The following is a 14,960-nucleotide window of genomic DNA, read 5'->3' as shown; positions in this document are numbered from 1 at the left end:
CCTAGCCAACCGCAAGCGTCCGGCGCCCCGTTGCACTCACCCTGAACCGAAGACCTGACTGTCGGCCGACATCTCGCTAGCGTTCTCGCCGAACCCCGGGTCGATGCTGCGCACGATCCGGTCACACCATCATTCGTCTGGTCGCGTACCACCCGTCATCGAGGAGTTCCACCGTGTTCAGATCTGTCCGCAGACCGCGGACCCGAGTTCTCCTCGCGGTGGCGCTGTCGGTCACGGCGTTGCTGTCGGCGTGCGGCCAGCGTCCCGAGACCGGCGACGGCACATCCACCGGGGTCGCGGCCGCACCCGGTGACCACGTGCCCGGCGGGGTCATCGAGTACGGCCATGAGCAGGAGCCGCCGTGCGTCCACGGCGGGTGGGTCCAGAATGCCTATCTGGCAAGGCAATACCTCGACAACCTGGTGTCCCTCGACGACAACGGTCAACCGGTGCCCTGGCTCGCGACGAGCTGGGACATCTCGCCCGACCGGCGCACCTACACGTTCCACCTGAAGCCGGGCGTCACGTTCACCGACGGTACCCCGGTCGATGCCGCTGCCGTCAAGACCAATCTCGATGCCTATCTGGACCCGGAGAACCCGAACGGTACGGTCGCCGCCTACATCGGTCAGTACTACGAACGCGGCGAGGTCATCGATCGAAACACCGTTGCGCTGCATCTGAAGTCGCCGTACAGCCCGCTCTTGACCGTACTGACCCAGGGCTACTTCGGTATCCAGTCGCCGACAGCTCTGGCCCGCGGCGCCGAGGCCAACTGCTCCAAGCCTGTCGGGTCCGGACCGTTCATCATCGATCGCTGGGACCGCAACCGCAGCATCACCTTTGTTCGTAATCCGAACTACAACTCGGCGCCGGCGAACGCTCGGCATCAGGGCCCGGCGTATGTGGACAAGGTGATCTGGAAGTTCCTCAAGGATCCGGTGTTGCGGTACGGCTCGCTCACCAGTGGCTCGTCGGACGTGATCTACAACGTGCCGCCGATCAACTGGGCCGATGCGACCACGCGCTTCCAGACGAAGCAGTACGTGACCCCGGGCCGGCCGAACGCGATCACCCTCAACGTCGACCACGCGCCGTTCGACGACGTCCGGGTCCGGCAGGCCTTCGCCTACTCCGCTGATCGTCAGAAGGCAGTCGAGACCGCGTATCTCGGTGTGGTGCCCTACAACCCGAATGGCGCGTTGAGCCAGAGCACCCCCGACTACGACCCCACCGCCGGTGCCTACCCCAGGGACACCGCGAAGGCGGACGCCCTGCTCGATCAGGCGGGGTGGACCCACCGTGACGCCGACGGTGTCCGCATCAAGGACGGCCGCCGACTCAGCGCACGGGTCGTCTATGCCGCGGACGCGATCATCGGTCCGGAGGGTGCCGCCATCCTGCAGGACGTCGCCTACCAGGCCAAGCAGGTGGGTTTCGACATCCAGCTCGTGCCGGCCACCCAGAGCGAGTACTTCGGCGGGCAGTACGCGAAGGCCGACACCTACGATGCGTATGTCGGCTACTGGACCAGTCCGACGCCGGGTCTGCTGTACATCAACTGGCGGCAGCGCCTCGAGGACAACCCGAATCCGTACAACAATGCCTTCTACAACGATCCGACCCTGCAGGGTCTCATCGAAAAGGCCAACAGCTCAGCTGATCCCGCCGAGCAGCGGGCCTACTACACGCAGGCGCAGCAGCTGATCGGCGATCAGGCACTGGCCATCGGGTTGTACACCCAGACCACCTCGATCGCGAGCAACCCGAAGTTGCATGACGTGTGGATCGAGAAATCCCAAGGTGAGCCGGTCTTCTCGGATGCGAGGTTTGTGCGATGACGACACTGATCGACGAGACGACAGCATCGCCGGGGGGCGGTGACCGGACGATCGGCGACCGTCGTGGACGGGGGAACGGCAGGGTCTGGCTGCGTTGGCTCGGCAAGCTCGGTTCCGCCGTCTTCGTGCTGTGGGCCGCCGCGACCGTCACCTTCCTGCTGCAGGTCCTTGCACCCGGCGATCGGGCGACGCTGCTGCTCAACCTGTCGTCCGGGCAGAGTCGCGAGCGCACTCCCGACGAGATCGCGCCCGTCAACGCACAATACGGCTTCACCGATCCGATCTGGCAGCAATACCTGCACTACCTCGGCGGCCTGCTGCACGGTGATCTCGGCACGTCGTACCAACTGCAGCAGCCGGTCACCCAGGTCATCGGTGAGCAGATCGGCCCGACACTGGTGTTGACCGTCAGTGCGCTCATCGTCGCGTGGCTGCTGGTACTGGTCACGACGACGCTGACGGCGGGGCGCCGCGGTCCGTGGGGAGCGGTGGGTGCGCTCGTCGAGACGGTCAGTGCGGGACTGCCGCAGTACTGGTTGGGTTCCATCCTGCTGGTGGTCTTCGCCATCGATCTGGCCTGGTTCCCGGTGGAGAGCGGGACCGGACTGCACGGCCTGGTGTTGCCGGTGCTGACGCTCGCGATCCCGCTCGCCGGATTCCTGGGCAGCGTGGCGCGCGACGAGTTCGCCCGCGCCCTGGACCAACCGTTCGTGCTGACCGCCCGCAGCCGGGGCCTCGGAGACCTGTCGGTTCGTGCGCGACATGTGTTGCGGCACTCGGTGATCCCAGCGATCACCGTGTCCGGGTGGGCGATGGGGGCCTTGCTGTCGGGTGCGGTCATCGCCGAGACGGTCTTCGCCCGGGCCGGGATCGGCCAGACCCTCGTCGCCGCGGCCAGCTCGCGCGATGTTCCCCTCGTCAGCGGCATCGTCGTGCTCGTCGCCGCGATCTACATCGTCGCCAACCTGCTCGTCGATGTGCTCTACACCGTCATCGACCCACGGATCGAGGTCCCATGACCATCCTGTCGCCACGTTCCACGACAGATCCCGCCGACGGGACCGGTGAGAGCGTTGTCGCCGGCCCGGGCGGACGCCGGTGGTCGGTGCCACCGACCGTCGCCGCCGCGATCGCGGTCCTGGTGCTGCTCGCCGTCGCCGTCGCGGTGCCCGGGGTCCTCGCGCCGTATGACCCGCTCGCCATCAACCTGAATGACACGTTGTCCCCACCGACTTGGGCACACCTGTTCGGAACGGATCTGTCCGGTCGAGATCTGCTGAGCCGGGTCATCTTCGGAGCGCGGCAGTCGCTGGCCATCGGTTTCGGCGCAGTCGGTGTGGCGCTGGTCCTCGCGGTCGTCCTCGGCATCACCGCGGGCCTGTCGGGCCGGGTGGCGCAGGCGCTGGCGAACCGTTGGATCGACGTGATGTTCGCGTTTCCGACGATTCTGCTCGGTCTGCTCATCACCTCGGTGTTCGGACCGGGACCGTGGACGCTGGTCTTCGCCATCGGGATCGGGATCGCGCCCGGATATGCCCGTATCGTTCGCGGTCAGGTGCTCACCGTCCGAGACGCTCCCTACATCGAGGCGGCCACCGCACTCGGTCATTCACGACGACGAATCCTGCTGCAGCACATCGCGCCCAACGCGCTCAGGCCGATGGTGGTCACCGCGACGCTCGGCATCGGGCAGGCGATCATCTGGGCATCCGGACTGGCGTATCTGGGTCTGGGTGTCGCACCGCCGTCGCCGGAATGGGGTGCACTGCTCGACGCCGGACGCACCTACATCACGGTCGCGTGGTGGCTGGAGATCTTCCCGGGGCTCGTCATCGTGCTCACCGCTCTCGCATTCACCACTGTGGGACGCCATCTCGGTGCCCGACTGGAAGGAACGACCCGATGACCACCGTTGCATCTGCCGCAGCAGGTTCCGCAGACCGGACCGAGACCGTCGGCGGCACCAATCATCCGCTGGCCGCAGTCCGTGACCTGCGCGTCTCGTTCGGTGATCGGGAGGTCGTCCGGGGAGTCTCCTTCGAGGTGAATGCCGGCGAATGCCTCGCCATCGTCGGGGAGTCCGGGTCCGGGAAGTCGGTCACCGCGCGCACGCTCATCGGCCTGACCGGCGACGGCGCCCGGATCGATGCGGACGCCGTGACCTTCGGCGGTCGTTCCCTCCTCGGACTCACCGATCGGCAGTGGCGTCGGATCCGTGGTCGGGAGATCGGGTTCGTCCTGCAGGATGCACTGGTGTCGTTGGACCAGCTGCGCACGGTCGGCAGTGAGATCGGCGAGGCATGGAGTGCCCATCATGGCCTGCGGGTGGGGCCGGCCGCCCTGCGCCGGGCCGAGCGCGAGGAGAAGGTCGTCGAACTCCTCGGCCTCGTCGGCGTCCCCGAACCCCGGGTGCGTGCCGGACAACGCCCCCACGAACTCTCCGGCGGACTGCGGCAGCGAGCGCTGATCGCCTCGGCCATTGCCCAGGATCCGAAGCTGTTGATCGCCGACGAACCGACGACGGCGCTCGACGCGACCGTGCAGGCCCAGATCCTCGACGTGCTGGGGGAGGCCAAGGAGAGGGGTAATGGGGTCATCCTGATCTCGCACGACCTCGCCGTCGTCGCCCGGCTGGCCGACCGCGTCGCCGTGATGCGTCACGGTGAGATCGTCGAGTACGGGCCGACGGATGAGGTGCTGCGCGCTCCCGAGCACGAGTACACGCGGAGCCTGCTCGCCTCGATCCCGTCGCGGACGTCGAAGGGCACGCTTCTCACCACCGGCGAGACCCTGGCGTCGACCGACACCGACGACAGTTCCGCGGGCACCGGGCAGAAGCTGGCGCTGCGCGTCCGCGACGTCCGCAAGTCGTTCGCCGCGCGCGACAGGAGCGAGCGGGCCGCGGTGCGCGGCATCAGTTTCGATCTCGCCCCCGGACGCACCCTCGGAATCGTCGGCGAGTCCGGTTCCGGCAAGACCACGACCGCCCGGATCGTGCTCGGCCTCACCCACCCTGACGCCGGCACCGTCGAACTCAACGGTCATCCGTGGAGCGCGTTGTCGGACAAGGAGCGCCGCGCCAACCGGCATCAGATCTCGGTGATCTACCAGGACCCGCTGAGTTCCTTCGACCCACGGTGGGATGTGGAGCGGATCCTGCGTGACAGTCTGCGGTCACGCGGGTTGCGCGGGAGCGCCGCCGACGAGCGGGTGTCCGAGCTGCTCGATCACGTCGGGCTCTCCGACACCTTCCGGCACCGCCACCCCCTCAAGCTGTCCGGCGGGCAACGCCAGCGCGTGGCCATCGCCCGAGCGTTGGCGCCCGAGCCGTCGGTCATCGTCTGCGACGAACCGGTCTCCGCGCTCGACGTGTCCATCCAGGCGCGCATCCTCGACCTGCTTGCCCGGCTGCAAGCGGAAACCGGTGTGGCCCTGGTCTTCATCTCGCATGATCTTGGTGTCATCCATCACGTCGCCGACGACATCCTCGTGATGCGCGACGGCGCGGCCGTCGAGTACGGCGATGCCGACAAGGTCTTCGGCGACCCCGATCACCCGTACACCCGCGAACTCCTCGCCGCCGTCCCGACCATCGACGAGAGCGAGTCGGTCGCCTGAGCCGGACGGGACGCACGCCTTAATCTCCCGTCCCGACAACCACCCCTTCTCTGCAACACCACCTTGGTTTCAAACCAAGGTGGTGTTCGCATTTGGGGGTGGATGTTCGCGCGCCACAAGAACCTCGCCGGCAGGACCTCGCCACGGCCCACCTACAGCAGAGGCCATGTTAACTGGATCCGCTGTTCAATTATTCCGCCGGTAACCACCGTGCAATACAACGGGCGTGAACTGAATGTCGTAGCCGAGCAGGGCTACTCACCGAGATCCTTCGGGATCTGCTCCATCGTCTGAGGCAGCGTCGCCTCATCCACTGTGCTGACGGTACGACCCGTCGCAGACATTACAGGAGACCCCGTGTCCTCTTTCGATGAGACCATCACCGACAACATCGCCGCCTCGCTCGCGGAGATCCCGCATCCCTCGCTCCCCAAGGGTTCGAACATCTACGGCGGGACGAAGATCTTCCCCGACTACCAGGCCGAGGACGGCGAGACCTACTTCACCCTCGTGCACGGGATCGCGCACGAGTCCTCCGTATCGTTCGTCGCCGTTCTGCAGGCGACGCGTGCACTGCGCAAGGGTTTCGAATCCGCCATCTACTTCTACGGCCCGGGCGCCATCAATTGCCTTGCCACCCGCGGCTTTCCGAAGACCGGCGACTCGGGCTTCCCCGGTGAGCAGAACATCAACGACTCGCTGGAGACCTTCATCTCCGAGGGTGGCACGGTGTTCTGCTGCCGGTTCGGCCTCGCCCTCCACGGAGGACGGGAAGAGGATCTGATCGAGGGCGTCATCCCGGCCCACCCACTCGACGTGCAGGACGCCATCATCCACTACGCGCGCAAGGGCGCGATCATCAACTCCACCTACATGGTGTGACCGACCCCGACACCACCCGAGGACCCTCATGACCACCATCGCTGCGGTCGCGGCCAACTTCACTCGCGATCTCGAGCAGAACTACGCGACCATCGCCGACTACGTCGACCAGGCCCGACGACGAGGCGTCGAGTTCCTCGTGTTCCCGGAAGCGGCCATCGGCGGCTACCTGTCGTCGCTCGGCAACCACGGGGACACGGTCAAGAACACGACGAGATCCCTGCCGCCGGCCATCCGGCTCGATGGCCCGGAAATCCAACGCGTGCAGTCGATCATCGGAGACCTGGTGATCGCCATCGGTTTCTGCGAGCTCGCCGACGACGGCGAGACCCGCTACAACGCCGCCGCGGTGCTCGACGGCACCCGCATCTACGGGAGCTACCGCAAGGTTCATCAGCCGCTGGGCGAGAACATGTCGTACTCGTCGGGGTCGGACTACGGCGTCTTCGACACCCCTGTCGGCCGCGTCGGACTCCAGATCTGTTACGACAAGGCATTTCCGGAGGCCGCCCGGGTCATGGCCCTCAATGGGGCGGAGATCATCGCGAGTCTGTCGGCGTGGCCGGCCGCACGCACGGCCACCGCAGAGAACCTGCAGGACGATCGATGGACCTACCGGTTCAACCTGTTCGACACCGCACGAGCTCTCGACAACCAGGTCTTCTGGCTCGCCGCCAACCAATCCGGCACGTTCGGATCGCTGCGGTACGTCGGGAACGCCAAGGTCGTCGATCCCGGTGGCAACATCCTCGACACCACCTTGCTCGACAGCGGGATGGCCGTCGCCGACGTCGACATCGCAGGCACCTTCACCGCGATGCGCGGCGGGATGTTCCACCTCCGCGATCGCCGGCCCGACGCCTACGGCGTGCTCACCGAACTCGACGCCACCGGCACCGCGGCATGGCGAGACCTGTCCCATGCCTGAGATGACCGTCACCGTCCGGTGGCCCGACGGGCGGGTGCAGAACTGCTACTCACCGAGTCTGGTCATGCACGACCACCTCGACATCGGCGGCCGCTACACCGTCGACGATTTCCGCACGCGCGCAACGACAGCCCTCGACGAGGCGGCCGAACGAGTACGCGCCAAGTTCGGATTCGCCTGCACGTCGGCGGCCGCGACCGCAGGCGAGATCAACCACAACGCCGACCGATACGACACCGATTCCATCGTCGAGATCCTCGACATGCATCCACCCCTGCCGACCCCCACACCTTCCATCGCTCCGGAGACATCATGAGCGCCACCACAACCCCCAACCACCATCCCGTCGTCATCGTCGGGGGCGGCCAAGCCGGACTCTCGGTCAGCTGGTACCTCGGCCGCGCCGGCGTCGACCACCTCGTCGTCGAGTCGAAGACCCCGACCCACGCCTGGGCCGACTCCCGCTGGGACAACTTCACCCTGGTCACTCCCAACTGGCACTGCCGACTGCCCGGGTACGCCTACGACGGGCCGGATCCCGACGGATTCATGACCCGCGACGAGGTCGTCGACTGGCTGGCCGGCTGGCTCGACACCTTCACCCCGCCCGTGCGCGAACACACCACCGTCACCAATCTCCGGCAGACCGGCGATGCCGGATTGGCGCTCACCCTCAACAGTGCCGACGGCATCGAGACGATCACATGCGATCAGGTCGTCATCGCCACCGGCGGCTACCCACTGCCGGTCATCCCGTCGTACGCGTCGTCGTTGGATCCGGCTGTCTCGCAGATCCACTCCGAGCAGTACTTCAACGCCGACCAGCTACCCGACGGTGCCGTCCTGGTGGTCGGGTCGGGACAGTCCGGCGCCCAGATCGCCGAGGATCTGCATCTCGCCGGCCGACGGGTCCACCTCGCGATCGGCAACGCACCGCGCGTCGCCCGGTTCTATCGTGGGCGTGACTGCATGACCTGGCTGGCCGACATGGGTCTCTACGACACCCCGACGCAGGAGTACCCGGGCGGCAGAGCAGCGCAGGAGAAGACGAATCACTACGTCACGGGTCGCGACGGCGGCCGGGACGTCGATCTGCGCCAGTTCGCCGCGGAGGGCATGTCCCTCTACGGCGCACTCGCCGACGGCAAGGATGCTCAGCTGCGATTCGCACCGACACTGACCGCCTCCCTCGACAAGGCCGATTCGGTCTACAACTCGATCTGCGCCGACATCGACCGCTACATCGAGGCGCATGACATCGACGCTCCGCCGGCGAGCCGGTATGAGCCGGTGTGGGAACCGCAATCAGACCCCACCGACCTCGATCTGCACGCTGCGGGGATCACCAGCATCGTGTGGGCGATCGGCTTCCGGCCGGACTACCGATGGATCGAGGCGAGCGCGTTCGACGGCGCGGGCCGACCGATGCAGACGCGCGGCGTCACCCAGGTCCCCGGGCTCAGCTTCGTCGGGCTGCCGTGGATGCACACGTGGGGTTCGGGCCGCTTTCTCGGCATCGATCGCGACGCCCGTCATGTCGCCGACAGCGTCGTCGCCACCTTGGGGGAGACACGCCTGCGACTCGCCGCCGGGCAGTGACGGGGACGACGACATGGCACGCCGACCGATATCCGCGGTCATCGCCGATCGTGCGCGTCTCAGACCGGACGACATCGTCGTCCGGGAGAGATCGGGCACGGCGACGGCCGCCGAACTCGACACGCGGGCGACACGGGTCGCGAGACTGCTGATCCGGCACGGTGTCCGTCGCGACGACCGCGTGATGATCTCCTTGCCCAACGGCATCGGTTTCGTCGTGGCCTGCATCGCGATCTGGCGGGTCGGGGCGACCCCGATGCCTCTCGATTCCGGCCTGGCCGACGACGAACGCGCCACCATCGAACGGCTCGCGCAGCCGGTGGCGGCGTTCGGGCGTGTGCCCATCCACAGCGGTATCGTCCACGTCTCCGAGACGCAGGCGCACTCGATGTCGACCGCTCGGCTGGCGGATCGGTGGTCGCATTGCTGGAAGGCGCCGACATCGTCGGGAAGCACCGGCGCACCGAAGGTGATCGCGAGTTCCGCGCCGGCACTTGTCGATCCGGACGCTCCGGTGGCACCGTTCGTCCCGCATCGCGCAACCCAGTTGGTGACGTCACCGATGTGGCACTCCACGGCATTCACCTACGCCTTTCGGGGGCTCACGGCCGGACATCGCCTGGTCATCGAGCCGGCATTCGAACCGACGGCATTCCTGGACTGCGTCGAACGCCATCGCGTGAGCTGGGCGGTGCTGTCGCCACCGTCGATCCGGCAACTGCTGCGGCTGCCCTCGGCGGAGCGCGATCGACGTGACCTCACCACCGTCGACTCGATCCTCCACCTCGGCGGGCGCTGTCCCGAACCCGACAAACGAGCGCTGATCGAGTGGCTCGGTGCGGACCGCGTCGTCGAGGTGTACGCGGGCAGCGAGTCCAACGGACTGACCATGATCCGCGGCGACGACTGGCTCGATCACCCGGGTTCGGTCGGCCGTCCGATCGGCGGCACCGAGATCCGCATCCGATCCGACGACGGTGCGGTGGTCGGCCCCGGAACTCCCGGCACCATCTGGATGCGCCGCGGCGACCAGAGGTCCTACCGCTACGTCGGTGCGGCATCGCGCCGCACGTCGGACGGATGGGACACATTGGGAGACATCGGATATCTCGACCACAACGGATACCTCACCGTCCTCGATCGGGAGGCCGACACCATCGACCGCGACGGGACGACCCTCTATCCGGCGGACATCGAGCAGGTCTTCGAGAGCCACCCACTCGTCCGGGGCGCCGTGGCGGTCGGCGAAGCCGCCCACGATACGACGAGCCTCACCGTTCTCGCCGACATCGCCGACTCGACACTCACCGTCGACGATCTCGCCCACTTCGCCGCGCTACGACTCGATCGGGCAGCTCGACCCGATCGCATCTGTCTCACCCGCCGACCTATCCGCAACGACGCGGGAAAGATCCGCCGACGAGCGGTGGCCGGGTGCGGCCGCCGCATCGTCCGAACGAACGGAGTTCCCGCGTGACCGTGTCCACCAGAGTCGATCTCGCCCTTCTCGGCATCCGTGGCACACCGCCCGTCCATCGGACCGGTGGTGCCGGACCGACCGACGACGGCCATCTCCTGATCGACGGCCTCAGCGCCGCCATCCCACGAAATCCGGACAGTCCCTTCGTGTTCGACGGTGATCGTGTCCTCTACGACGGTATCGACGCCGGAGTCCGGATCGAGACGATCGGTCGGCCGCGTTTCTACGACCTGACCACCGACGACGGCGTGCCCTTCGAGAAGATCGCGAAGTTGCACGGCGCGAACGTGCTCGCCACGACCGTGCTGCAGACCTGCATCCGTTATGCCGAAGACCAGCGCTGCCGCTTCTGCTCCATCGAGGAGTCGTTGCGATCCGGGTCGACGGTCGCGGTGAAGAAGCCCGCCGACCTCGCGGCAGTCGCCCGCGCGGCCGTCGACCTCGACGGCGTCACCCAGATGGTGATGACGACCGGTACCTCCGCGGGCAAGGATCGCGGTGCACGGCATCTGGCGCGTTGTGTGCGTGCCGTCAAGCGCGCCGTGCCGGGTCTGCCCATCCAGGTGCAGTGCGAGCCGCCGGCCGACCTGTCCACCATCACCGAACTCCGGGATGCGGGTGCCGACGCGATCGGCATCCACGTCGAGTCCCTCGACGACGACGTCCGTCGTCGATGGATGCCCGGCAAATCGTCGGTACCGCTCGAGGAGTACCGCGCAGCATGGGCGGAGGCTGTCCGCGTCTTCGGACGCAATCAGGTATCCACCTATCTGCTCGTCGGTCTCGGCGAGGACGCCGACGAGATGATCCAGGGCGCACGGGAACTCGCCGACATGGGGGTGTATCCGTTCATCGTCCCGTTCCGGCCGCATGCGGGGACCCTCGCCGTCGACGTGGATCGGGCGGCGGCGCCGGAGCCTGCCGTCGTGGAGAAGATCAGCCGGGAGGTTGCGGCACACCTGCAACTGATCGGCATGACCGGCGCCGATCAGCGCGCCGGGTGTGCGGCCTGCGGGGCCTGCAGTGTCCTGCAGAACGTGGGAGGCTGAGGCGATGCTCGACGGCACGACCGCACCCGTCCACCAACTGCGTGCTGCGCGCACCGACCTGTCCATCCTCGCCGGTGCGCGCCCGGCAAACGGGCCGTCGCACTTTCTCATCCGGATCGCCGACGCCACCGATCTCGTCGAGGCCTACCGATCCCTGCGAATCGGCGAATTCGTCGAACGCCAGGGGCTTTTCGATCACACCGATGCCGACGACGCCGACGACGACCCACGGACCGTCGTCCTGGTGGCGACCACGCCCGACGGCACGGTCATCGGTGGCGTCCGGGTGGCGCCCTGCACCGCCGTCGACATCGGTTGGTGGGCGGGCAGCCGTCTGGTTGTCGCCGATCCGGCTCATGCGGCGGGAGTCGGCGCGGCCCTGGTGCGTGCGGCGTGTGCGCACGTCGAATCGGCCGGTGTAGTGCGGTTCGACGCCACCGTCCAGGATCGCTACGCGTCGATGTTCCGATCGCTGGGCTGGCAGGACCGTGGCGCCGGTCCCACGCTCCGCGGCCGGGAGCACCGCCGGATGATGTGGCCGATCGGTCAGATCCAGCGGGTCGCCGACTCGACGAAATCGATGCTGGCCGACGTTCTCTCCCCGTTCTCCGAGCAACCCGGAGGGCTGGGCCCGAGTGGTTTCCGCGGCGACGACGGCGTGCCGATACCGGATACGGAGTTGATCGCGGCCTGTGACGCCATCATCCCGGCGATGGTGGAGCGGGACCCGGAATGGGCCGGCTGGTGCTCGATCCTCGTCAACATGAACGATCTGACCGCGATGGGCGCCCGCTCGCTCGGAGTCCTCGATGCCGTCGGCGCCCCGACCCGCTCGCACCTCACCCGCATCATTCGAGGTATCGCCTCGGCCGCCCAGGCATGGCGCACCCCGGTCCTCGGTGGACACACCCAGGTCGGGGTCCACGCGTCGCTGTCGGTGACGGCCTTCGGGCATGCGGAGCACCCGATTCCGGCCGGTGGGGGGAGGGTCGGCGACACCGTGTCGCTGATCGCCGACCTGGGAGGCTCATGGCGGCCGGGCTATCACGGACGGCAATGGGACAGCACCAGTTCGCGGACCGCTGACGAACTGGCGCAGATGGCACGGTTGCCGGCCGGCCTGCGTCCGGCCGCAGCCAAGGACGTCAGCATGGCGGGCATCGCGGGCACCCTCGGCATGCTCGCCGAGTCCTCCGGTACCGGGGCGGAACTCGACATGGACGCGGTCCCGCGCCCGAGTGCGGCCGCGATGGGATCGTGGCTGACCTGCTTTCCCGGTTACGCGATGCTGATGGCCGATCGGCGGGCCGTCGACGACGTACCGGGCCCGATGACGTCGGCGGCCTGTGGCCGGCTGACCACGGAACCGGGTGTGCGCCTGCGCTGGCCGGACGGAGAGCTGACGGTGGCGGTGGCCTCGACGGTCACGGGCCTGGGAGCGGCGTGAGCGGGCGCCCGGTGGGTAGAGTTCGGTGACATGACCGCGGTCACTCTCGGCGCTCTCGCAGCGCATTTCGGACGGGACGTCGAACGAGGTGTGTCCAAGGCCGTCGGCATCGTCGAGGCCGCGGCCCGCGACGGCGTCGATCTGCTGGTGTTCCCGGATGCCTCGATCGGCGGGTACATCGGCGACCTCCGGCATCCGGATCCGGACGAGTTGCCGCCGACCTTGGATCCGCACGGTCCCGAGTTGGCGGCCATCGCCGCGGCCGCCGGGCACATGACCGTCTGCATCGGCTACACCGAAGCGGCGCACGGCAAGCGGTACAACACCGCCGTATGCCTGTCCGGTGACGGCATTCTCGGCACTCACCGCAAGGTTCATCAACCCGCGGGTGAGTCGATGGCCTACGCGGCCGGTGATTCGTTCGACGCCTTCGACACGCCGGTCGGCCGGATCGGGATGCTCATCGACTACGACAAGACATTTCCCGAGTCGGCGCGCACTCTCGCCCTCGACGGCGCGCGCATCATCGCCGCGCTGTCGGCCTGGCCGGCCAGCGTCACCGATCGGGCCGCCCGTCTCCCCGCGGACCGCCAGTCTCGGCTGTTCGACCTGTACGACTGCGCCCGTGCTGCCGAGAACCAGGTGTTCGTCGTGTCGTCGAACCTCACCGGCGTCACCGGATCGCTGCGGTTCCTCGGACAGGCCAAGGTCGTCGGACCCGGCGGCGACATCCTGGCGACCACCCGGTCCAAAGGAGGTCTGGCGACGACCATCGTCGATGTGGACGCCGAGATCACCCGCGCCCGAAGGGTTCTCGATCACCTCACCGAACTTCGCCAGGACACCTACCACACTCACCGGACGACACCCGATGCGCGCCGGGAGAATCCGGTTGCGGGTGGCTGATCCGATGCGTATCGCCCTGCTCACCTACTCGACGAAACCGCGCGGCGGCGTCGTGCACACCCTGAACCTCGCCGAGGCCCTCGCCCGGTCGGGCGCCGACGTCACAGTGTGGAGTCTCGCGCGCGGCGGCGACGAGCGCTTTTTCCGGGAGGTCGATCCCGCCGTCGAGCAGCGACTCGTCCACTTCGACGACGTTCCCGGCGAGACCATCACCGAGCGCATCGTGCGGTCCATCGACGTACTCGGTTCGGCATTCGATCCGAGCGCCTATGACATCGTCCATGCACAGGACTGCATCAGCGCCAACGCGATCGGTACCTGTATCCGGACGATCCACCACCTCGATGAGTTCACGACGCCGATCCTGATGGAGTGCCACGAGAAGGCGGTGGTGAACCCGTATGCGCGGATCTGCGTCTCCCGGGCGGTGGCGGGTGAGGTGCTCGACGGATGGGGTCTGCAACCCGCGGTGATACCCAACGGGGTCGACCACCAGCGGTTCGCCTCAGCTGCATCGGATTCCGACGACGCGGTGTCGGCCCGACGACGGTGGCGCGAGACGTTGGGACCGTATGTGCTCGCCGTCGGGGGCATCGAACCACGCAAGGGCAGTATCGATCTACTCGAGGCCTTCGCCCGGATGCGTGCCGAGGCTCCCGAGCTGTCGCTGGTCTTCGCCGGCGGGGAGACGTTGTTCGACTATCGCGAGTATCGGGCCGAGTTCGACCGCCGCCGCGACGCTCTCGGTATCGGGCCGGTAATCCTGGGCCCGGTCGCCGACGACGACCTTCCGTCGTTGGTCGCCGCCTGCGACGTCTTCGCGTTCCCGTCGACGAAGGAGGGGTTCGGGCTGGCCGCGATGGAAGCACTCGCGGCCGGTCGCCCGGTCGTCGCACGGGAACTGCCGATTCTGCGAGAAGTGTTCGGCGACAGCGTCACCTACGCCGACGACGCGGAGTCACTGGCCCGGGCCCTGCTCGCCGCCCGCGCTCCCGACGAGGCGCGCCGAGTCCGGGGCAGCGCACTCTCACGGTCGCTCACCTGGGATGCCGCCGCCCGCGCCCACCTCGACTTCTACGCCCGCCACCCGTATCCCCGCTGACCGTCTCGCGCACCCGGCGCTCGCAGTCACTCCCGGCTTGTCGCTCGCCACCACGCGCCCTCGACCTCGCCACCACGCGCCCGACCTCGCCACCACGCGCCCCCGACC

13 protein-coding genes are annotated in these 14,960 nt (G+C 67.7%); all 13 read left to right on the top strand.

Annotation, left to right across the window (positions count from 1 at the left end; all coding sequences use genetic code 11):
• The first annotated feature begins 173 nt into the window (after positions 1-173).
• Positions 174-1,841 carry an ABC transporter substrate-binding protein gene (locus tag EEB19_RS13405; protein WP_187587016.1) on the top strand — a complete coding sequence of 556 codons (1,668 nt, stop codon included), beginning with the start codon at positions 174-176 and terminating at the stop codon, positions 1,839-1,841.
• Positions 1,838-2,860 carry an ABC transporter permease gene (locus tag EEB19_RS13400; protein ID WP_187587015.1) on the top strand — a complete coding sequence of 341 codons (1,023 nt, stop codon included), beginning with the start codon at positions 1,838-1,840 and terminating at the stop codon, positions 2,858-2,860. The genes EEB19_RS13405 and EEB19_RS13400 overlap by 4 nt, the downstream gene beginning before the upstream one ends.
• Complete coding sequence (locus EEB19_RS13395) at positions 2,857-3,747, top strand: ABC transporter permease (RefSeq protein ID WP_187587013.1); 891 nt, start codon at positions 2,857-2,859, stop codon at positions 3,745-3,747. Before EEB19_RS13400 ends, EEB19_RS13395 begins: the two co-directional genes overlap by 4 nt.
• On the top strand, positions 3,744-5,459 hold the full coding sequence (locus EEB19_RS13390) for an ABC transporter ATP-binding protein (protein ID WP_187587011.1): 1,716 nt from the start codon (positions 3,744-3,746) through the stop codon (positions 5,457-5,459). The genes EEB19_RS13395 and EEB19_RS13390 overlap by 4 nt, the downstream gene beginning before the upstream one ends.
• Positions 5,460-5,816: 357 nt before the next feature.
• A complete protein-coding gene (locus EEB19_RS13385) occupies positions 5,817-6,341 on the top strand; it encodes an MSMEG_0572/Sll0783 family nitrogen starvation response protein (RefSeq protein WP_187587008.1) in 525 nt (174 codons plus the stop codon).
• A 28-nt stretch (positions 6,342-6,369) separates the two neighbouring features.
• The gene (locus EEB19_RS13380) at positions 6,370-7,269 is read left to right on the top strand and encodes a carbon-nitrogen hydrolase family protein (RefSeq protein ID WP_187587006.1); all 900 of its coding nucleotides are present in this window, start codon (positions 6,370-6,372) and stop codon (positions 7,267-7,269) included.
• Positions 7,262-7,585, top strand: coding sequence for an MSMEG_0570 family nitrogen starvation response protein (locus EEB19_RS13375; protein WP_187587004.1), 324 nt, complete (start codon positions 7,262-7,264; stop codon positions 7,583-7,585). The genes EEB19_RS13380 and EEB19_RS13375 overlap by 8 nt, the downstream gene beginning before the upstream one ends.
• On the top strand, positions 7,582-8,868 hold the full coding sequence (locus EEB19_RS13370) for an MSMEG_0569 family flavin-dependent oxidoreductase (protein WP_187587001.1): 1,287 nt from the start codon (positions 7,582-7,584) through the stop codon (positions 8,866-8,868). The genes EEB19_RS13375 and EEB19_RS13370 overlap by 4 nt, the downstream gene beginning before the upstream one ends.
• Positions 8,869-8,881: 13 nt before the next feature.
• A complete protein-coding gene (locus tag EEB19_RS13365; protein WP_187586999.1) occupies positions 8,882-10,345 on the top strand; it encodes an AMP-binding protein in 1,464 nt (487 codons plus the stop codon).
• Positions 10,342-11,397, top strand: coding sequence for an MSMEG_0568 family radical SAM protein (locus tag EEB19_RS13360; RefSeq protein WP_187586997.1), 1,056 nt, complete (start codon positions 10,342-10,344; stop codon positions 11,395-11,397). The genes EEB19_RS13365 and EEB19_RS13360 overlap by 4 nt, the downstream gene beginning before the upstream one ends.
• Positions 11,398-11,401: 4 nt before the next feature.
• A complete protein-coding gene (locus EEB19_RS13355) occupies positions 11,402-12,844 on the top strand; it encodes an MSMEG_0567/sll0787 family protein (RefSeq protein WP_187586995.1) in 1,443 nt (480 codons plus the stop codon).
• Between the two features lie 30 nt (positions 12,845-12,874).
• The gene (locus EEB19_RS13350) at positions 12,875-13,750 is read left to right on the top strand and encodes a carbon-nitrogen hydrolase family protein (protein ID WP_187586993.1); all 876 of its coding nucleotides are present in this window, start codon (positions 12,875-12,877) and stop codon (positions 13,748-13,750) included.
• 4 nt (positions 13,751-13,754) lie between these two features.
• Positions 13,755-14,852, top strand: coding sequence for an MSMEG_0565 family glycosyltransferase (locus EEB19_RS13345; RefSeq protein WP_187587182.1), 1,098 nt, complete (start codon positions 13,755-13,757; stop codon positions 14,850-14,852).
• Positions 14,853-14,960: the final 108 nt, after the last annotated feature.

Source organism: Gordonia sp. OPL2, assembly GCF_003797825.1.
In the GTDB taxonomy this organism is placed as follows: Bacteria; Actinomycetota; Actinomycetes; order Mycobacteriales; family Mycobacteriaceae; genus Gordonia.
This window is presented reverse-complemented; position numbering and strand designations above follow the sequence as displayed.

Excerpts from the sequence above, each read along its gene's own strand:
- EEB19_RS13400 (WP_187587015.1), top strand. The coding sequence starts at position 1,838 with ATGACGACACTGATCGACGAGACGACAGCATCGCCGGGGGGCGGTGAC.
- EEB19_RS13395 (WP_187587013.1), top strand. The coding sequence starts at position 2,857 with ATGACCATCCTGTCGCCACGTTCCACGACAGATCCCGCCGACGGGACC.
- EEB19_RS13390 (WP_187587011.1), top strand. The coding sequence starts at position 3,744 with ATGACCACCGTTGCATCTGCCGCAGCAGGTTCCGCAGACCGGACCGAG.
- EEB19_RS13380 (WP_187587006.1), top strand. The coding sequence starts at position 6,370 with ATGACCACCATCGCTGCGGTCGCGGCCAACTTCACTCGCGATCTCGAG.
- EEB19_RS13375 (WP_187587004.1), top strand. The coding sequence starts at position 7,262 with ATGCCTGAGATGACCGTCACCGTCCGGTGGCCCGACGGGCGGGTGCAG.
- EEB19_RS13370 (WP_187587001.1), top strand. The coding sequence starts at position 7,582 with ATGAGCGCCACCACAACCCCCAACCACCATCCCGTCGTCATCGTCGGG.
- EEB19_RS13365 (WP_187586999.1), top strand. The coding sequence starts at position 8,882 with ATGGCACGCCGACCGATATCCGCGGTCATCGCCGATCGTGCGCGTCTC.
- EEB19_RS13355 (WP_187586995.1), top strand. The coding sequence starts at position 11,402 with ATGCTCGACGGCACGACCGCACCCGTCCACCAACTGCGTGCTGCGCGC.
- EEB19_RS13350 (WP_187586993.1), top strand. The coding sequence starts at position 12,875 with ATGACCGCGGTCACTCTCGGCGCTCTCGCAGCGCATTTCGGACGGGAC.
- EEB19_RS13345 (WP_187587182.1), top strand. The coding sequence starts at position 13,755 with ATGCGTATCGCCCTGCTCACCTACTCGACGAAACCGCGCGGCGGCGTC.